The organism is Paratractidigestivibacter sp., assembly GCF_963660155.1.
GTDB lineage: Bacteria > Actinomycetota > Coriobacteriia > Coriobacteriales > Atopobiaceae > Paratractidigestivibacter.
Window position 1 is genome coordinate 62,729 of the sequence record NZ_CAVKWG010000032.1, and the last position, 19,081, is coordinate 81,809.

14 protein-coding genes are annotated in these 19,081 nt (G+C 64.0%); 7 read left to right on the forward strand and 7 right to left on the reverse strand.

What is annotated here, in order from left to right; genetic code table 11:
• Positions 1-40 precede the first annotated feature (40 nt).
• Both U5709_RS05790 and U5709_RS05795 read right to left on the reverse strand, forming a co-directional pair.
• Positions 41-2,521 carry a glycoside hydrolase family 3 N-terminal domain-containing protein gene (locus U5709_RS05790; protein ID WP_321971020.1) on the reverse strand — a complete coding sequence of 827 codons (2,481 nt, stop codon included), beginning with the start codon at positions 2,519-2,521 and terminating at the stop codon, positions 41-43.
• A gap of 104 nt (positions 2,522-2,625) precedes the next feature.
• Positions 2,626-3,093, reverse strand: a complete 468-nt coding sequence (locus U5709_RS05795) for a hypothetical protein (protein WP_321971019.1) — start codon at positions 3,091-3,093, stop codon at positions 2,626-2,628.
• 349 nt (positions 3,094-3,442) lie between these two features.
• On the opposite strand from U5709_RS05795, the gene U5709_RS05800 reads away from it, so the two are divergent.
• Together U5709_RS05800 and U5709_RS05805 are read left to right on the forward strand one after the other, a co-directional pair.
• On the forward strand, positions 3,443-4,153 hold the full coding sequence (locus U5709_RS05800; protein WP_321971018.1) for a LytTR family DNA-binding domain-containing protein: 711 nt from the start codon (positions 3,443-3,445) through the stop codon (positions 4,151-4,153).
• Positions 4,153-5,493 (forward strand): ATP-binding protein, encoded by a 1,341-nt coding sequence (locus U5709_RS05805; RefSeq protein WP_321971017.1) that lies wholly within the window; start codon positions 4,153-4,155, stop codon positions 5,491-5,493. Before U5709_RS05800 ends, U5709_RS05805 begins: the two co-directional genes overlap by 1 nt.
• A 136-nt stretch (positions 5,494-5,629) precedes the next feature.
• Here U5709_RS05805 and U5709_RS05810 read toward each other — a convergent pair whose 3' ends face one another.
• Positions 5,630-8,134, reverse strand: coding sequence for a glycoside hydrolase family 3 N-terminal domain-containing protein (locus U5709_RS05810; protein ID WP_321972989.1), 2,505 nt, complete (start codon positions 8,132-8,134; stop codon positions 5,630-5,632).
• Positions 8,135-8,344: 210 nt separating this feature from the next.
• Here U5709_RS05810 and U5709_RS05815 point away from each other — a divergent pair, with 210 nt between their 5' ends.
• Together U5709_RS05815 and U5709_RS05820 are read left to right on the forward strand one after the other, a co-directional pair.
• Positions 8,345-9,058: a LytTR family DNA-binding domain-containing protein gene (locus U5709_RS05815; protein ID WP_321971015.1), complete on the forward strand. Its 714-nt coding sequence runs from the start codon at positions 8,345-8,347 to the stop codon at positions 9,056-9,058.
• 14 nt (positions 9,059-9,072) lie between these two features.
• On the forward strand, positions 9,073-10,440 hold the full coding sequence (locus U5709_RS05820) for an ATP-binding protein (protein ID WP_321971014.1): 1,368 nt from the start codon (positions 9,073-9,075) through the stop codon (positions 10,438-10,440).
• A gap of 131 nt (positions 10,441-10,571) precedes the next feature.
• Here the strand turns inward: U5709_RS05820 and U5709_RS05825 are convergent, their stop codons facing one another.
• The 4 genes from U5709_RS05825 to U5709_RS05840 all read right to left on the reverse strand — a co-directional run bounded on the left by U5709_RS05825 (position 10,572) and on the right by U5709_RS05840 (position 15,894).
• Entirely contained in the window at positions 10,572-12,023 is a 1,452-nt protein-coding gene (locus U5709_RS05825; RefSeq protein ID WP_321971013.1) for a family 43 glycosylhydrolase, read from the reverse strand.
• A 246-nt stretch (positions 12,024-12,269) separates the two neighbouring features.
• Positions 12,270-12,668, reverse strand: coding sequence for a hypothetical protein (locus tag U5709_RS05830; protein WP_321971012.1), 399 nt, complete (start codon positions 12,666-12,668; stop codon positions 12,270-12,272).
• Between the two features lies 1 nt (position 12,669).
• On the reverse strand, positions 12,670-15,726 hold the full coding sequence (locus tag U5709_RS05835; protein ID WP_321972990.1) for a glycoside hydrolase family 3 protein: 3,057 nt from the start codon (positions 15,724-15,726) through the stop codon (positions 12,670-12,672).
• A 12-nt stretch (positions 15,727-15,738) separates the two neighbouring features.
• Positions 15,739-15,894, reverse strand: a complete 156-nt coding sequence (locus U5709_RS05840) for a hypothetical protein (RefSeq protein ID WP_321971010.1) — start codon at positions 15,892-15,894, stop codon at positions 15,739-15,741.
• Positions 15,895-16,125: 231 nt separating this feature from the next.
• On the opposite strand from U5709_RS05840, the gene U5709_RS05845 reads away from it, so the two are divergent.
• The 3 genes from U5709_RS05845 to yihA all read left to right on the forward strand — a co-directional run bounded on the left by U5709_RS05845 (position 16,126) and on the right by yihA (position 18,807).
• Positions 16,126-16,842: a LytTR family DNA-binding domain-containing protein gene (locus U5709_RS05845; protein WP_321971009.1), complete on the forward strand. Its 717-nt coding sequence runs from the start codon at positions 16,126-16,128 to the stop codon at positions 16,840-16,842.
• A complete protein-coding gene (locus tag U5709_RS05850; protein WP_321972991.1) occupies positions 16,842-18,158 on the forward strand; it encodes an ATP-binding protein in 1,317 nt (438 codons plus the stop codon). The genes U5709_RS05845 and U5709_RS05850 overlap by 1 nt, the downstream gene beginning before the upstream one ends.
• A gap of 61 nt (positions 18,159-18,219) precedes the next feature.
• Positions 18,220-18,807: a ribosome biogenesis GTP-binding protein YihA/YsxC gene (gene yihA / locus U5709_RS05855; RefSeq protein ID WP_321971007.1), complete on the forward strand. Its 588-nt coding sequence runs from the start codon at positions 18,220-18,222 to the stop codon at positions 18,805-18,807.
• Positions 18,808-19,081 lie beyond the last annotated feature (274 nt).

The window sequence follows — 19,081 nt, forward strand, 5'->3', positions numbered from 1 at the left end:
CAGTGCAAGCGCGACGCCAAAGACTTGCTAGAGCGTCCCTTTAAGCGCTGGGGGTGGTAAGGGCGTCGACGCAATACTTCTTGGTGCGGTCGTCGGAGATGACGCCGCCGTAGTTCAGGCCGAAGCCGAAGTCGTACGAGTTGCCATCGACGTCGGTGTAGGGCTCGATGTCGCGCGGCGTATCCTCGGAGTGGGCCTCGACGGCGTTCATGTCCTTGGGCATCTGCAGCGGAAGCAGGCCGGAGGGCTCGTCCTTGCCGGCGATGATGTCAAGAGCTGCCTCGGGGCAGTTGGACATGGACATAAGTATGGCGTCAACCTTGGACTCGAACTCGTGGACGCACATCGGGTTCTGGGAGTTGAGGACCACGATGCAGGGCTTGCCGGCCTCCTCGGCCAGAGCGGCCGCGGAGAGGATCTGGTCAAGCATGTTCTCGTTGGTCATCATCGAGGTGCGGCCGTAGTAGCTGCGGTTCTCGATCTCAACGCCCTTGGTGGTGTCGTGCTCGGCCCACTTGGTGCCGTCTGCCGGGTCGCCGGCGATAGAGGTCTGGCGGACGTTGGCGCCATCGGCGGTGTAGGGGCGGTACTGGCAGGACAGCGGGATGAAGTTGCCGTCCTTGTCCTTGCCGCGACGGCTGTTGGCGTTGGTCGGGGGATCAGCGATCACCACGACGGCGTCGACGTCGGCGATGTCGGCAGCGGTCACGCGGGTGAGGTCGGCCTCGGCCGGAGTGGCCTCACCGGTCTTCTCGTTTGCCGGGCCGGTGAGGGTGTCAGCCAAGGTGTCGGTGACCAGCTCGAAATACTTTCCGACGGTCTTGGTGGACATCGGAAGCTCGCAGGTGGCGTCGGTGGCGGACCACTTGCTGGCGCCCATGCCGGAGCAGGTCTCACCGGCGGGGGTGAAGGTCATCGGCATGTAGATCTTGGGCTTGTCGGAGCCGGAGGCGGCCTTAATCACACCGCCGTGGTTCTTGAGCATGACGATGCCCTTGACCTGGGCCGCAAAGGCCTTGGCGGCGGCATCCTCGTCGCCCTTGTCGAGGTCGGCCTTGGCGTTGGCGGGGTCAACGTAGGGATCCTCGAATAGGCCGCAGTTGAAGTAGCCAAGAAGCAGGCGCTTGGCGGACTTACGGAAAATCTCGTTGGCCTTGTCCTCGCCCTGGGCGGACTTCAGGGACTCGTAGGCGTCCTTCAGAACGGTGGTGTCGTTGCAGCCACCCATCTGGTCGACGCCGACCTCGACGGCCTTGGCGGCACGCGTGACCGGGGACCACTTGGAGTTGTCCTCAAGACCCCAGCTGGTCCAGGCAAAGACCTCGGGATCCTCGGCGTTCTCCAGAACGGCCCAGTCGGTGCAGGCAGAGCCCTCAAAGCCGTACTTCTCGCGGAGAAGCTCCTTGACCTTGTAGGCGGAGAAGCCGGAACCGACGAGCTCGCCGTACTCCATGTCCTCGTCGAAGGCGATGGTGTAGGAGGTCATGATGGACGCGGCGCTGCCGGTCTTGCCGTCAAGCTTGAAGGCACCGTCGACGAACGGGATGGTCAGGGCATCGAAGTTCTTCTTGGGGTAGACGGCGAACTTGCCGCCGTCGGTGTGGCCCTCGCGGCCGCCCTCGCCAGCGCCCTCGGCCGGCCAGTGCTTGACCATGGCCAGAAGCGAGCCAGTGCCCCAGCCCTGGTCGTTGTCGGAGTCGTCGAGCGTGGACTGCAGGCCGTCGATGTGGGCACGGACCATGTCGCGAGACAGGGCCGGGTCAACGCCGAAGGTGCTGGAGTAACGGGCCCAACGCGGGTCGGTGGCAACGTCGGTCTGCGGGCCAAGGTACATGGTGATGCCCATCTCGCGCATGTCGCGAGCAATGCCGGCGCCGGCCTCCTTGGAGACCTCGGGGTCGAAGGAGGCGGCCAGGCCCAGGTTGTCAGGCCAGTTGGTGCAGTTCTTGCCCTGGCGCGGGTCGGACGAGAAGTTGATGGGGATCTTGTTGCTGGAGCTCTCGGCGTAGGCCTGCATGGCGTTGGCCCAGGTGGCCTGCTTGTAGGCGGGGAAGCCGGAGGCGGCGTTCAGGACGGCGCGCACGCCGCCGTCGAGGAACTCCTTCTGGGTGTCGGTGACCGAGCAGTCGTCCTCGATGGAGGCTTGGTGGCCAGAGAAGCACATGAGGCCGCAGATTTGGTCGATGGTGACGCGGGAGGCAAGATCCTCGGCGCGCTCCTCGGCGGTAAGGCGCCAGTCCTCGTAGGGGACGAGCTCGCCCGTGCCCTCGAAGTCCTTGAACGCGTAGCCGTCCTTCTCGATGAGCTTAAGACCAGACGCAGGCGAGTAGGAAAGCTGCTTGCCGTTGGCACCGTTGTCGACGACGGTATAGCCGTTACCGGAGTCGGTCTCCTTGTAGCCCGAGCCCTTGGTGGTGTCGCTGCTGGAGCTGCTGCCGGAGTTGCTGCAGCCAGCCAGGCCAATCAGGCCCGCGGTCAGCGCGGAACCGGCGATGAACCCACGACGAGAAACGTTCTTCATTTCCTTCTCCGTTCTAATAGAGTGCTCTTCCCGGAGGGCGGCCGTCCTATTTGCGACCACCCTCCCACTCAGCGCAAACGGACGCCGCCTAAGCGGCGTCCGGCCTAGCCGTAGAAATCGAAGTTGATGGTCTCGAAATCAGCGATGTCGAAGTCGGAGGCAGTACCCTCGAGGGCGTTCTTGCCGTTGGCCTTAAGAACAATGTCGCCCTTGGTCATGTGCAGGGTGACCTCGTCCTCGGTGCCCTCCCAGGTGCCCTTGTCGGTCAGAAGGTCGGCATGGGCCTCAAGGGGCTCGATGGAGACGGTGCCGTCCTCAGCAAAGATGACGTCGAGCATCTGCTCGGAGCCACCGGTGGTGCCGTAGACGGAGGTGCCGGTGATGGCAACGGCGCCGCGCCACTGGCCAACGTAGTAGCTGTTGGCGTCAAAACTGGAGCTGCTGGAGCTCGTGGAGCTGGACGTGGTGGAGCTGGTGGTGCTGGAGGTGCTGGTGGAGGAGCCGCCGCATGCCACGAGGGGCATGCTGAGAGCGACGGCCAGAGCCGCGCCGATAGCAAGTTGCTTCTTCATGCTGTCCTTCTTTCTCCCTTTTGAACCCGCCGCAGGTCGCGAGGGGTTCTCGTCCCCCATTTGGGGCTTTTCCCGTTGGCCTTGCCGTATCGCTGCGGTCCACAGGCACAGACCATCGCTTGCATGTTAATAAGGTATGACAGCGCTTTAACGCGCCTGTGACATTTGTCATAAAGCCCCGGGAGGTCGACACGAAAGTACTGAACGTCCAGTGAACGGTGCCCGCAAGCGGCATAATTTAGCGGTGGACGGCAAATACTAGACCTAATGTGTCATGAGGTAACCTATTGTGCAGCTCAGGCGGCACAAGTTGCATGGCGGCGCCGCAAGCGCGCAAAGGGGGATTTAGATGTATCGCACGCTCATCGTCGAGGACGAGGCAGACGAGGCCCAGCGCCTCACTGACCTGCTACGACGCTACGGTCAGGCGCATGAGGTCGAGTTCAAGACCACGTGGCGAGCAAGCGCCATGGACATGCTCTCCGACAAGAGCCGCTACGACCTTTGCCTGCTCGACATCCAGATGCCAGGGATCGACGGCATGGAGGCGGCGGGGCTGCTGCGCACCTATGACGACCAGATTCCCATCATCTTTGTAACGAATCTCGCCAAGTACGCCGTTAAGGGCTACGAGGTCGGCGCCTGCGGCTTTATCGTCAAGCCGGCGACGTACGGCAACCTCTCGCTCGCGCTCGACCGTGCGCTGCGCGCCGTCGCGCAAAACGCCGGCCGCACGCTGACCATCCCCACCGACAGCGGCATCCGCGTGGTCCCGCTTCGCCAGATCACCTTCATCGAGGTCATGAAACACACGCTCACGTACCATATCGTGGGAGAGGAGCCGCTCGACACCCGCGGCTCGCTGGTAAAGCTCGAAGAAGAGCTCGCCGACGCACCCGTGGTCCGCGTGTCCAAGAGCTGCCTCGCCAATATGGACCAGATCGCGTTCCTGCGCAACTCCGAGCTGCAGATGAGCGACGGCGAGTGCCTGCGCATCTCGCGCACGCACAGGCGCGACGTCATCGACAAGGTGACCGACTACCTGGGCGGCCGTCGATAATGTTCGTGGACTTCAACCCGTTCAAGCAGCTTATGAATGCCGGCTGGGCCATCCAGATCGCGGTCACACTGACGATCCCCATCGCCATGCTCGCGCACCGCTTTCCTCACCGCAACGATACCCCGCGTCGGGCGGTCATCGCCTTCGCGCTGCTGCTCGCGGGCACCGTGGGGCCTGTTGCGACGGGCATCGTGACCGGGCTCGACGAGCTGCAGTCGTTCGTCGTCTTCAGCGCGCTTCTTGCCGTGTACGTGGGCATCGTGCTGTACGTGTACGACGTGAGCCCGTGGCAGGCGCTCTTTTGCGCAACGGCCGGCTACACGCTGCAGAACCTCGGCAGCGGCCTCGAGGTGCTGCTCTCCATCGTCTTGTCGCACCGCGCGAGCGGGACCCTCCCCGAGCCGTTCCAGACCATCGCGCAATACGGCGTTCCGCTCGCGATCTGCGTCGCTGGGTATTTCTTGCTCGCGCGGCGCATCGACCACAACCGGCTAGCAAACGTCGAGGACAAGTCGATGCTGCTCATGTTCGCCGTGGTCGTCTTCGTGATCATCGGGTTCGACATCATCATCAAGGGGCTCGTGTGGGACGGCGTCAAGTACACTCACCTCGTCCTGCTGCGCCTTGTCCACCCGCTGCTGTGCGTGTTCGTCCTGTTTGCCGAGTACGAGATCCTCTACGCGCGCCGCATGAGCGACGAGAAGGACGCGACCGAGCGCCTGCTCGCCGAGCGCGAGCGCCAGTACACGCTCTCGCGCGAGAACATCGAGGCCATCAACATCAAGTGCCACGACATCCGCCACCAAATCCGGCACCTCGCCGATAAGGGCGAGGTCGTGGACAAAGACGTGCTCGCGGACATCGCGCACGAGGTCAACGTGTACGACTCGGTGGTGCAGACGGGCAACGACGCACTGGACACCATCCTTACCGAGAAGAGCCTCGCGTGCTCCAACGAGGGCATCGTGCTCTCGTGCATCGCCGACGGGTCCGCACTCGACTTCATGACGCCCTCGGACATCTACTCGCTCTTTGGCAACGCGCTGGACAACGCCATCGAGGCCACGCGCAAGATCGGCGACCCGGAGCACCGGACCATCACGCTCAACGTGGAGCGCCGCGGCAAGATGTGCGCCATGAGCGTCGAGAACTACTGCGCCGAGGCGCCGCGCTTTAAGGACGGGCTGCCGCTGACCACCAAGCGCGATCGCATGAACCACGGCTTCGGCACGAGGTCGATGCAGTGTATCGTGGCCCGCAACGGCGGCACGCTGCACATGGGGGCCCGCAACGGGGTCTTCTACCTCAACGCGCTTCTCGGCGGCGACGGGCGGCAGTAACGAGTGCACAGGACGCGCATTTGCCCGATTTTGACAACCGCTGCTGCTCGGCAGCAAACAGAAAACGCCACCCCGGGGAAGAGGCGGGGCGGCGCGTGGTGCCAAGGTTGGCGCTATTCGGTGGCGCGTGAAGGGCTTAGGCCTTCTTCCAATCGCCGGGCTTGACCTCGGTCTCGGGCTGGGTCAGCGGGGCGGCCTTGTACTGCTTGGTGCGCTCGTCGTCGATGACGCCGCTCCAGTTGAGGCCATAGCCGAACTCGTAGGTGTTGCCCTCGGAGTCCACGTAGCACTCCACGTCGCGCGGGACGTCCTCGAGGGAAGCCTCAACGGCCTCCATGCCGGCGGGCATCTGGCACGGGAGAAGGGCGCTGGGCTCGACCTCGCCGGACAGGATGCGGCCATAGGCCTTGCCAAAGCTGCGGCCGGAGCTGGCCCAGGACCACAGGATGACGTCGGCCACGGACTCGAACTCGTGGAAGCACTGAGCGTTGTTGGTGGCCTCGACGATGACGATCAGCTTGGCGCCCTCGGGCAGCGCGGCGCGCGTATTGAGCACCAGTTCAAGGTCGCTCTCGTTGGAGGCGGTGACGGACTTGCCGTTGTAGCTGCGGTTCTCCTTCACGCCGTCCACGATGTCGCCGGCAAGCGAGGGGTCGCGGGCCGTGGTGGCGGTGTAGGGGCGGTACTGCAGCGAGATGGGCACGTACTTCTGGTCGGCCGGGGTGTCCTCGGAGGCAGCGCCGAAGATTCCAGTGCCGCCGCCCTCGCCGGCGCCCGTGTCGGGCGAGGAGATGAGGAGCACGGCGTACTGGCAGTCAGCCAGCTGATCGGCCGTGGCGCGCGTGCAGTCGCTCTCCTGGTAGACGGGGTCAGAGGAGGCCTCGGTCTCGCCGAAGCCCGCGGTGGCGGTGCCGGTGGGCTCGCCCACGGTATCGGTCACGACCTCGAAGAGCTCGTTTGCGACCTCCTCGTCGACGGCCAGCGAGAAGCCCGCGGTGCCGCCGCCAAACATGCTTGCGCCGGTGAACTTCTGCGGGATGTAGCACTTGGGCTTGCCCGAGATGCCGGACTTGGAGATGACGTTGCCGGCATTCTTCAGCATGACGATGGACTTGTTGGAGCACTCCTGGCCAAACTCCATGGCCTTCTCGTCAGAAAGGATCGTCTTGGCCTCGGAGGGGTCGGTGTAGGGGTTGTCAAAGAGCTGGACCTGGTTCATGACGGTGAAGATGTGGCGCGCGGACTCACGGACGCGGGCAAGGGCCTCGTCAGTGCCGTAGTCCTTCTCGTAGAGAGCGTAGCCCTCCTTGGCGATCTCGACCGCCCAGTCGCCGCCGATCTGGTCGACGGTGGCCTCAAGCAGCTTCTCAAAGCGCTGGGCCTCGGTCATGTCCTTAACGCCGTGGGCACGGTCGCCGAAATCGGTGGGGCGCAGGATCTGCCAGTCGGTGGTCACCATGCCGTCCCAGCCGGCGTTGCGCAGAATGCCGATGTTGCGGGCGTTGTAGGCGCCACCCCAGATGGGGCCAAGGGACTCGTCGTCGGTGTAGGCGATACCGTAGTTGGGCATGACGGAGGACATCTTCTCGGTCTTGGACTCAAGGTGTAGGCCGCCGTCCAAGAACGGGATCAGGTGGGCGTTGAAGTTGTCGCCCGGGAAGACGTCGTACTTGCCGGCGTCGTTGTGGTCGTTGCGGCCGCCCTCGACGGCGCCGGCGCCCACGTAGTGCTTGAGCATGATGGCAACCGAGTCGGTGCCCCAACCCTTGTCGTCGGTGCAGTCGTCGTCGCCCCAGGTGGACTGCATGCCGCCACCGAAGTACTTGGTGAGGTCGCGGTTGGCCGCGGGGTCCTCGCAAATGGAGCCGCCCAGACGGGTCCAGACGATGTTGGTGCCGATGTCGACCTGCGGGCCAAGGTTCACGCGGGCACCGCCGGCACGCCAGCCGCGGCCGGTGTAGCGGCCGGACTTCTTCCAGAGCTCGGGCTCAAAGGAGGACACCAGGCAGTGGTTGTCGGGGATGTCGTAGAGCTGGTAGGGGTCGGTGGAGTTCATGTACGGGACGCCGTGCGCGTCGTTCTTCTCGCACCACTCCTGGATGGCGTTGATCCAGCTGACGGCGCTGGCGTAGGTGTCGGCGTTGGCCGATGCGCGGGAGACGCCGGCGCGGAGGCCCTCGCCGAGCTTCTCGGTGGTGGCGTCGTCGAGAGGAACCGCGGTGCTGGTGAAGCCGTCGTGGAACATCAGCGGCAGGATTTCGTCGGCGGTAAGGGTGTCGGCCAGGGCCTTGGCACGGTCCTCGTTAGACTGGCGCCAGTCCTCGAAGAGGCTGAGCTTGCCGTCACCGTCCATGTCGCGGAAGGCATAGCCGTTGACCTGGATGATCTTGGCGGTGTCCATGACGCCCAGGGTGGCGCCGCCGTCCTCGTTGGTAACCTTGGTCCAACCGGCGCGCAGCTCCTCGGAGGTCCACTTGGCGGCGGTGCCCTCCTTGTCGGGATCGATTGGGTACTTATCCGCCGACGGCGCGGCCAGCGGATCGGAGCTCGCGGTGCCGCTCGAGCTACAACCGGCAAGGCCCACCAGGCCCGCGGTCAGAGCTGAGCCGGCAAGGAAGCCCCTGCGCGAAACATTGCTCATTTGATTTCCTTTCGCTTCCCTCGATGAGGGTCTATTGCCCTCATTTCCTTGGCTTCTATTAAGCCGGGACGCGACCTGCGCGGCGGCGCCTCCTCGCGGTTGGTCGATTTTGCCGCACAAATTGCACGGCCGCGCCGCGAAAGGACCGCGCGGTGGCGGCATGCGTTGCGCGACAGAGGTTGCTAATATGGGCACGAAAAGGAGACGATTATGTTCAAGATCGCGATTGTCGAGGACGAGCACGACGCGGCGATGGCGCTGTCGGAGTTTCTTGCCCGCTATGGCAAGGAGAACGGCTGCGAGATCCAGGCGACCGAATTCTCCAGCGCCCTGCAATTCGAAACCAGCAAACAGAGCTTTGACCTGGTATTCATGGATATTCAGATGCCGGGAATAAACGGCATGGAAGCTGCGCAGCTCATGCGCACCTATGATGGCGAGACGCCTATCATCTTTGTGACCAACCTGGCAAAGTACGCCGTGCGCGGCTACGAGGTCGATGCGCTCGACTTCATTGTGAAGCCCGTGACCTACGGCAACTTCCGCATGCGCATGGACAAGGCGATGCGTCATATCCGCCGCAACGCCGGGCGCTCGATAGTCCTCAACACCCGCAGCGGGATACGCGTGCTGTCGCTGGAAGAAATCGAGTACGTCGAAGTGCGGCAACACGACCTGTACTACCACTTGGTCGGCAAGGAACAGCCCTTGGAGATCTACGGCAGCCTTTCCGCCTTCGAGCAGGAGGTGGCGGGCGGGCCCTTCGTTCGCATCTCGAACAGCTGCCTGATCAACATGAACCACGTGAGGCAGGTGCGCGGGTGTGACTGCGTCACGAGCAATGGGGACACGCTGCCCATTAGCCGCTCAAAGAAGCGCGAGACGGTGGACACCATAACGGCGTTTCTCAGCGGCAGCATCTAGCGAGAGGGACGCAGATGACCTTTAACAACTACGTCACCGCCGCCTACAGCGTGGCCAAGCTCGTGCTCGCAGCCTGGCTCTTCTCGCGAAGGTTGCCGCACCGAGATAACTACGGGCAGCGCGCCGGCGCGGTTCTTATTGCCTTTGCGGGACTCGCCGCCGCCTGCATCTACCTCGGTTTTTCCGTCTACCCTGATTTAACGAGCGATCTTTCGCTCGTCACGGCCGTGCTCACCTTCGTCGGTGAGCTGGCCTTGGTCACGCTGGCGCATCGGCTCGTGTACGAATGCCCCATCTGGACATCGGTCTTCTGCTGCTCGATGGCCTACTCGCTGGAGAACCTCTCGACCGCGGCGCACCGCACGGTGACCGAGCTCTGGCCGCCCAGTTCCTTCCCGCCCCCTTTTTTGGAAGAGTCGCTTAAGTACTGGCTCGTGGCCGCCGTGGTATACGGCTTGGCCTACCTGCTCTTGGTCAAGCGCGTGGAGAAGGACGGCCTGCTGCAAATCGACGACCCCGTGATGGTCCTTACCGCGGCGCTTACCGTATCGGTGAACATGGTGCTCGACCTGGCCGTCAAGGACTCGACCGTTTCCGAGCGCGGTCTTCCGAGCTACGACTCGCACGCGCTCACCTATATCTACCTGCTGCTATGCGTCTATGTAATGTATTCGGTGTTCGAAATCGTCTACAACCGCAAGCTGCAGCTGAGCGTGGCCGCCATCGAGCGCCTGCGCGCAACCGAGGCGCGCCAGTACGAGATGAGCCGCGAGAACATCGAGGCCATCAACCGCAAGGCGCACGACCTGCGCCACCAGATCCGCACCTTGGCCAATGGTGCGCAAGGCGTGGACAGCCGCGTGCTCGACGACCTCTCCCACGAGGTCGACGTCTACGACTCCGTGGTAAAGAGCGGAAACGACGCCCTGGACACCATCCTTACCGAGAAGAGCCTGTACTGCGACGGCAAAAGCATCACGCTGGGGTGCATTGTCGATGGGGCGGCGCTGGACTTTATGCCGGCAGCCGACCTCTACTCGCTGTTTGGAAATGCCCTGGACAACGCCATCGAGGCCGTCGAGCGCCTGGACAATCCCGAGCTCCGCAGCATCGGTCTCACGGTGAAGCGGGTCGGCGACATGGTGAGCATCCACGTCGAGAACTACTTCGACGGCAACGTGCAGTTCGGATCCGAGGGGCTGCCCCTCTCGCGCAAGGGCGACTCACTCAATCACGGCTACGGCGTTCGCAGCATGCGCATGATCGTGGAGACAGCGGGCGGATCGCTGGTAACGCGCGCGGTCGACGACGTGTTCCACCTCAGTGTTCTTCTTCCTGTGCCGCAAAGCCGGACAGGCGCTATTTCTGCTTCTGATTTTTAGGGCAGTTTACCTGCGGTTTTCTTGGCAAGAGGCGCACAGGCGAGAGATGCTTGCTCGGTTTTGGCGGCTGGAAACGCGCCGCCCCATCGGCGTAGCACCCGTGCGCGCCGCCGCGCGCCGCGCCCCCGCCGCTACGAGAGCTCGACCTCGAGCAGATCGAACCGCACGTCCCCCACGGCGCGGAGGTAGAGCGCCTCGCACTCCCCCGCCGAGCCGACGTCGCCCTCGAACTTTTTCCACTCGCCGCCGGCATCGAGAACGTCAACCGTTCCCAGGACGGACCAGAAGTCCTCGTCAGTGGCAACGGCGAACCCGCCCTGGCCCTTGCCGCGCACCGTCAGGCTCACGTGCGAGAGGCCCGAGAGGTCGAAGTCCCTGAAGCCGACCACCGCTCCGTCGCGCAGGTTGGCGATGTATTGGCGCGCGTCCTTGCCGCGCCCCTCCTGCGTGAAGTACGGGTGGCGGGCGAGCCTCACGCGCGGGAAGGAGCCGTCGACGCGGCCCACACCCTCACCCGAGCGCAGAACGCACGCGATGCGCGCCGAGTACGTCCCCTGCCCCACGAGGGGCCCGCCGTTGAGCCCGCAGCTCGTGACCCGCGCCTGCGAAAAACCGCTCACCGGGTTGCCCTCGAGGCGCTCCGCGCAGGCCTGGCGCGCATACGACGAGCGGTTCGTCTGGCGGTGATAGAACACGTACCACCGCTCGTCGGCCCCCTCCCCCAGCCTCAGAAGGCCGCCGTGGGTGTTGCCCAGGTAGTTGACGGCGTCCTTCTCGCCCTCGCGACCATCAAGCCCCACGTCGCCCAGCGAAACGAGCGTCCCGCCGTACGCGAAGCCTCCGTCCGGGCGCTTAGAGGTGGCGTAGCAGAGCTCGTGGTTGTGCTCGGAGCTGTAGACGAACACGTAGGTGTCGCCGTGCTTCCTGATGGAGCTCGCCTCAAAGAACGCGTGGTCTTCAAAGCTCCCCGGCCCCACCTTGGGAAAGAGAAGGCGCTGCTCGCCGCGGATGGTCGTCATGTCCGGCTCGAGCTCGAGCACGTAGCCGCCCTCCGAGGCGCAGCGATGGAGCCCTGTGGCGAGCGCGGGAACCGGCGTGGCGAAGCCCGTGTAGAGCCACACCCGGCCGTCGTCGTCCACGAGCACGCCGGGGTCGAAGGGAAGCCCGTCGCCCGCGCGCTTGCCGTACGGCGTCCCGTCCGGCCAGCTCACGTGCCCAAGGAACTCATAGGCGCCGGCAGGCTCGTCGCACACCGCCACGCCCATGATGCCCATGAAGTCGAAGGCGTAGAAGAGGTAGTAGCGCCCGTCGGTCCCCTGCACGGCGTCCGGGGCAAAGAGCAGCCTCAGGCCCAGGCGGTTCTTCGGGTCCTGGTTGCGCCGGTAGATGACCCCCTCGTAGCGCCAGTCGGAGAGGTCGTCCACCGGGGCGGACCAGCACACGTAGTCGTCGACGCAGAACATCTTGGCGCCGAAGCGGTCGTGGGACCCGTACACGTAGACGCGGTCGCCGAAGACGTGGGGCTCCCCATCGGGCACATACTCCCACTCGGGAAGGTAGGGATTGAACACTTGGGATTTCATACGTTCCTCCATAAGGGCGCTTGGGAAGCCCCGCGCCCACAGATGCCCTATTTTTGATCGTCAGCCGACTTGTCTGCGGCAGGCGCGCCCTTATTGCCGAGAAAACCAAGTGCTTGCATTTCGATATTTTAAGCAACTTTACCTGCAGCTCCTTGATAGAGCCGCAAATAAGAAGCCCCGCCGGCCCAAGGGGAGACCGGCGGGGCGTGCGCGCGCGTTCCAGGGGGAAGAGGAAGGACTGAAACGCTAGGCGCGCTTGGGCTCCCTGCTCATAAAGCAGGAGACGATCTCGGCCAGCATGGCCACGGCGAGAAGCACCGCGATCGCGATGATCCACTCGACGCCACCCTGGGAGTTGAACATGGTGATGCCGGAGAACACGTCGGCAAAGGTGTTGATGCCGTTGATGAGCACCTGCGCCATCGCGGCCACGGTGAAGGGCACCGCGACCAGGTTGGCAACGTCAGCATACTTGACGTCCACAAACGCGTAGACGGCCATGCACACGGCGGCGGCGGCGATGTAGCCCACCACGGCGCCGTTGAAGTTGTTGACGGCGGTGCCGTTGACGGCATACACCACGGCGATTACGGCAAGAAGAGCCACGGTCACGAGGCTGAGGATGCTAGCAGCGCTTTTCTTCATGCTACTCGCCTCCCTTCTGGGACTGGGCATCCGCCTGGACGCCCTCCCCGTCCTTATCCCACACGTATCCCTTGGCCAGGTAGAGGCCCAGGAAGCCGGCGGCCAGAATACCGGAGCCGACCTTGGCACCGGTCAGCGCGTTCTCCCACCACGGGGTGATGTGCTCGATCGTGGCGCCGGCGGCAAGGCCGTTGACCATAATCGAGTTGACCTCGCAGTAGACGTGGTCCTTCGTCGCCTGGCGCAGGAGCTTGAGCATGTAGCCGTCGCCCGCCTCGATCATCTGCGGGATAACGTCCTTGGAAAGGTTGCTCGCGCCCTCTGAGGCGGCACCGAAGCCGGCGGTGTCCCAGCACCAGTAGGTCATGCCCGCCGCGATGTCCTCGGAATAGTGCTTCTTGTAGTCGGAGCCGACAACGGCGTCGGAGCAGACCGTGACGTGGGCGCCCCACTCCTCGCGCAGCACATTGGTGAGAAGCTCCTTGCAGTGGCCGCAGTAGGTGGTGCCCATGCGGTTGAAGGCGGTCATCATGCCCTGGCAACCGCCCTTCGCGTAGGCACCCTCAAAAGCGCGCATGTACTGCTCGCGGATAGCCTGCTCGTTGCAGAAGGTAGCCGCCGACTCGCGGTGGGCTTCCTGGTCGTTGAGGCAGAAGTGCTTGAGGCCGAAGATGATGCCGCGCTTCTGGCACTCCTCGGACTGAATCTTTGCCACGAAGTAGCCGACCTGGCCGTCCTCGGAGTAATAAGCGGTCGCGCGCCCATTGAACGGGGTGCGGTGAATGTTCGGGCCACCGGTCCAGATCTCGTTGCAGCCCATGAAGAAGGCCTCATTGGCGGTAAGGGCGGCGCGGCGGGCGATCTCCTCGCGGTCGAACGTGGCGGCCGACAGCATGATGGAGGGCCACAGGAAGCCGGACTGGTCGGTCAGCTTAAAGTGAACCTGCTCGAGCTGGTCCATATCGTCGCCGCGGTAAGAAGCGGGCATGGCGATGTTGTCGAGGGCGATGGAGCCGTTGTTGTCCGGCATGATGGAGGCCATCTCCTCGACGGTGAGCTGGTTCAGGAAGGAGTCCCAGGTGCCGTCATCGTCGTAATCCACGCCATACATGTCGGCGAAGGTGAGGCCGGCGTCGACACCCTGCGTAAAGTCGGACACGGCCGGGGCGTCGGCAGGCACCTCATAGGTGTAGCCGTCAAGATCGGAGATCATGTCTGCGGTGGCGGTGATGGCGATCTGCTCCACCGGGAAGGTGGCGTCCCAATCGCTGCGCGAGAGGTAGGTCACGGTCTCGCAGCCCAGCGTGTTGATGTCGCAGTCGTCGAACTGGTTGGTCACGGTAGTGTCGGAGTAGCGGGACTTTGCATAGGTCGTGGCGTCGAGAGAGGCCTCGTTCCAGGTGTAGACCTTGTCCTTGTTGCCCTCGGCGGCCTTGCCCAGGACGTCGACCATGCCCGAAGCGCCCTTGGCGGCCAGGATGTTGTTCAGGGCGTCGTGGGAGTCGTCGCCGACGGCCAAGTAGTAGTCGCCCGCAGAGAGGATGTAGCTCTTGGCTTTGGTGTAGTCGTAGCTGGCAAGAAGGTACTTCTCGACCTCGACCTCAACGGTTTCGGAGGCGCCGGCCTGGAGCTCGGCGGTCTTTCCGAAGCCCACGAGCTGGACGGCGGACTTCTCCACCTTGTTGGTCTTCTCGTAGTCGCCGTAGGGGGTCTGCGCATAGACCTGGACGACGGAGCGGCCGGCCACGGTGCCCTTGTTGGTAACGGTGACGGAGACCTTATACGCGTCGGAGGCGGAGTCGAATGTCACGCCGTCGAGCTTCTGCTCGAAGTCGGTGTAGGAGAGGCCGTAGCCGAAGGGGTAGGCGATCTCGTCGGTGTAGCTCCAGGCGCTGCCCGTGGAGGAACCGGCGACGCTCGCGGCGTTGCCCTGGCCGAGGACGGAGTCCTCGTAGCGGGTCTCGTAGTACTTGTAGCCCACGTAGATGTTCTCGGCGTAGACCAGGTAGTAGCTCACGAACTTGTCGGTGTCCTTGCAACCTTCCAGTACCGCGTCGAGGTTCTTCCAGGTGGGGGTGTTCTCCTGGGCATAGGTGATGGCGGGGGCGGACAACGAGTTCTTGGCAAAGGTGTCCACAAGGTGGCCGGAGGGGTTGACCTCGCCGGTCAGGACCTGGGCCACGCCCTTGAAGCCGGTGGCGCCGGGCGCGCCGACCCACAGGACGGCGTCGACGCCGTAATCGGGCAAATCGCCGATCTCGATGGCCCAGCTGGAGTTGATAAGGACGACGACGCGCTTGAAGACGCCGGCCTCCTTCTGCTCCTTGACCATGGAAAGAAGGTCCTTCTCCTCCTGGTGCAGGGCCATGAACGAGACGCCGGTGGGGTCCTTGAGGAGCAGGTCGCAGTCCTCGGAGCCCTGGCGGGTCAGCATGACGATGGCGGCGTCGTTGTAGTCGGAGGCCCAGCTGGCCTTGATCTCGTCGGTGTAGAAGCTCGAGGGCGCCTCGCCGACCTCAGGCTCGTCGGTGGACTTCACGCGCTTATAGCCGCTGGTCTGATAGGCATCCACCAGGGTCTGGTTGACCTCGTAGACGCCCTTCATGGCCTCAAGGTAGGTGACCGTCGAGATGAGGGCGCCCTTGGTGGAGTCGCCGCCGGAGTGGTAGCTGTAGAACGGGCCGCTCTTCTTCGCCGGGCCGCCGAAGCCGCCGGAAGCTTCCTCCTCGATGGTGGACTCGATGGAGTTCTGGCCGAGCAGCGTGACCTTGGAGCCCGCGGCCAGCGGGAGCGCGCCGTTCTCGTTGCGCAGCAGGACGAGGCCGTTGGCCACCTCATAGGCGCCCTGCTCGGCGCAGTCGTTCTCGAGCTCCTGGAGCTTGTCCTGGCTCATGATGTCGCAGCCGTACTCGCCCTCGAAGCGGTAGAGCGAGGCATCGGTGGACGCAGTGTTGTCGGCAAGAGCCGCGGTGGGCGCCGCGGTAGCCAAGGCGGCCGCGGAGGCGCCGCCGAAGCCCATCGCCTTGAGGAAGCCGCGCCTAGAAACGTTGTTGAGCATGCGTCTTCCCCCTTACTGGTTCACGATGCGTGTGGTACTGATGCCCAGCGCGGTGTTGATCTTGCCGGCGTAGGACTCGGCGACGGGCGAGGCCATCAGCGTGAGCGTGAGCACCGCGAGCGCGATGGCGGCAAGGCCCTTCCAGACCTCTTTCTTGATTCCCCGCATAGTTCTTCCCTTCTCCCGGGCGCGGCCCCGCGGGTCGGGGCCTGGCGCCGAAAACCTTGTCCTGAAGGTAGGCCCGCTTCCTTAAAACCGATGCGAGTTGCCCGAATCGGTACTCGGATTGACGGCGATGGCACCCGGCAAACGCGAGCGGGTCGGCGGCTCCGAGCACCTAAACGACGCGCAGCCACGACGTTTTCGCAGGTACTATGTGGATATGGAGAAGGGGGAACCATGTACCAGGTCATGATGATCGAGGATGACGACCGCGCAGCAGACGACCTGACCGCGCTCATAAAGCGCTACGGCGCCGAGCGGAAAATCGAGTTCAGCGTCACGAGGCACGCCACGGCCATACCGCTGATCAAGTCGCATCGGAGCTATGACCTTGTGTTCATGGACATCGACCTGCCGGGAATCAACGGCATGGAGGCCGCCGAGCTCCTGCGCACCTACGACCCCACGGTCCCGCTCATCTTTGTGACCAACCTCGCGCAGTATGCGGTGCACGGGTATCAGGTGGACGCGCTGGACTTCATCGTGAAGCCCGTGAGCTATTACCACTTCAGCATGCGCATGGACAAGGCCATGCGCGCCATTGCCCGCAACCGGCGCGAGCACGTGACCGTGACCACCCGCGGCGGCGTGCGCGTGGTGCCCTGCGCCGAGATCGTCTACGTGGAGACGCAGGCCCACGACCTTATCTACCGGTTGGTGGGCGACAAGGGCGATGAGCCCCTGCGCGTGCGCGGCTCGCTTTCCGCGCTCGAGGAGGAGCTCGGCGGGGCTTTCCTGCGCATATCCAGCGGCTGCATCGTCAACATGGACCACATCCGCGCCATGCAGTCCGGAACGCTGCTCATGGACAACGGCGACACCCTCTACGCGAGCCGCGCCAAAAAGAAAGCCGCGCTCGAGACCTTTGCCGATTACCTGGGCGGGAGCATCTGATGAACACCACGGAGCTGCTGTACGCCTCGGTCACCTGCGCGCAGATCCTGGTCGCCACGGCGCTCTTCGCATCCTCGCTGCCGCTTCGCCAACGACCTGCCCAGCGCGTCGCTACCGGGGCCTGCGCGTTTATCGCTTGGGTTCTTGCGATGTCGGCGCTTGTTCCCCTGACGATGTCGGGCAACGGGAACCTGATGGGGACCACCGCCATCTTTGCCTGCTCGCTCGTGGCGACCTTGGGAATGACCTTATTCTTCTTCCGCTGCAGCATCTGGACGGCGCTCTTTTGCACGACGGCGGGCTACACGATGCAGAACCTGGCCAGCGGATCATGGCCGCTCGTCGCGGAGATCTTCCCCATCGACCTGCCGGAGCCGATAGGCACCATCCTGCACCTGGCGGCGCCCTACCTTGTGGTCTACATCATCGTTTACCTGGTGCTCATTAGAAAAATCCGGCGCAACGGCCTCGGCATGGTCGAGGATAAGGTCATGCTGCCCATGATGGCCGTGGTGATCTTGGCCGTCATCGGGTTCGACGCCACCATCAAATCGTTGGATGCATACAGCCCCTCCTCCGAGGTCATCGTGGTGTGCCGCCTTACGCACACATTGCTGTGCGTCGGCGTCCTGGCCTTCGAGTACGAGGCCCTCTACAAAAAGCGCGTGCAGCAGGAGGCGGCCACGCTCGAGCAGATCATGGAGGACGAGCGGACGCAGTACCAGGTGAGTCGCGACACCATCGAAGCCATCAACGTTAAGTGCCACGACATCAAGCACATGATCCGCGACCTGGGCGAGGCGTCGAAGCTGCCGCCCGGCGTGGTTGAGGAGATGGCCGCGGCGGTCAAGGTCTACGACACGGGCGTGCGCACCGGCAACGAGGCGCTCGACGTGCTTATCAGCGAGAAGAGCTTGGCGTGCAGCCGCGAGGGGATCGGCCTGGGATGCATCGCGGACGGGGCAGCGCTCGAGTTCATGCGGCCGAGCGACCTCTATTCGCTGCTGCTGAACGCGCTGGACAACGCCATCGAGGCCGTTCGGCAGGTGAAGGACGAGGGGCGCCGCAGCATCAGCCTCGTCGTGCGGCGGACGGGCGATATGGCGGTTCTGCACGTGGAGAATTACTTTGCGGGCGAGGTTGCGTTTGGGCCGGACGGTTTGCCTAAGACCAGCAAGAAAGACCAGTTAAACCATGGTTTTGGAATAAAGTCGATGTGTATGGTGGCGCAGCAGTACGGCGGGACCGTCCACGTGCTCACACAGGGCGACGTGTTCCACCTGAACGTCGCGATCCGCGTGCCGCAGGGCAAGTAATCGCGGGCGACGGCGCCCGACCTGCTAAAATGACCGGGTCACCTGCAAAGAAAGGACCCGCATGGCCGCCATCAACTACCAGCTCGCGCGCTTCGAGGCCTCCTACGGCACCATCGCGCAGCTGCCCGAGCCCAGCCAGCCCGAGGTCAGCGTGGTCGGCCGCTCCAACGTGGGCAAGTCGTCGCTGCTCAACAAGCTCTTTGGCCGCAAGAACCTCGTCAAGGTGTCGTCGAAGCCTGGCAAGACGGCCAACGTCAACTTCTTCGACGTCGACGGTGTCACCTTCGTCGACCTGCCCGGATACGGCTTCGCCAAGGTATCCAAGGCCGAGAAGGACCGCTGGGCGAACCTCATCTCCGGCTACTTCGAGGACGAGCGCAGCTTTAACCTGGTCATCTCGCTCGTCGACATCCGCCACGAGGCCCAGAAGCTCGACCAGCAGATGATCGGCTTTTTGCAGGAGCTCGAGCTCCCCTACATCGTGGCGCTGACCAAGGCTGACAAGATCGGCCGCGGCAAGCAGAACTCGCAGGCGGCGCTTCTTTCCAAGCAGCTGGGCGTGCCGCGCGACCAGATGGTCATCACGTCCGCCGAGTCCGGCCAGGGCATCGACGAGCTCAAGCGCCGCATCTCCGACGCCTGCCTCTAGGCACCCCCGCCGCGCCCCCGCCTCTGGGCCGCCCCGCCGCGCCCCCGCCTCCCCGGCCCTTCCCTCCGAGTTCGGAAGGCTTCCAAACTTCGGAAGGCTTCCAAACTACGGTTAAGAATCCTATATCCGCAGGTAGATGGCTTGCGTTCTTCTTGCCAAGAAGCTCTCGCAAGTTCGGAAGCCTTCCAAACTCGGAGAGGGAGGCAGCACCTGCAGAAAGGGGACAGTCCCCTTTCTGCAGCGGTTTGGGGACAGTCCCCTTTCTGCAGCGGTT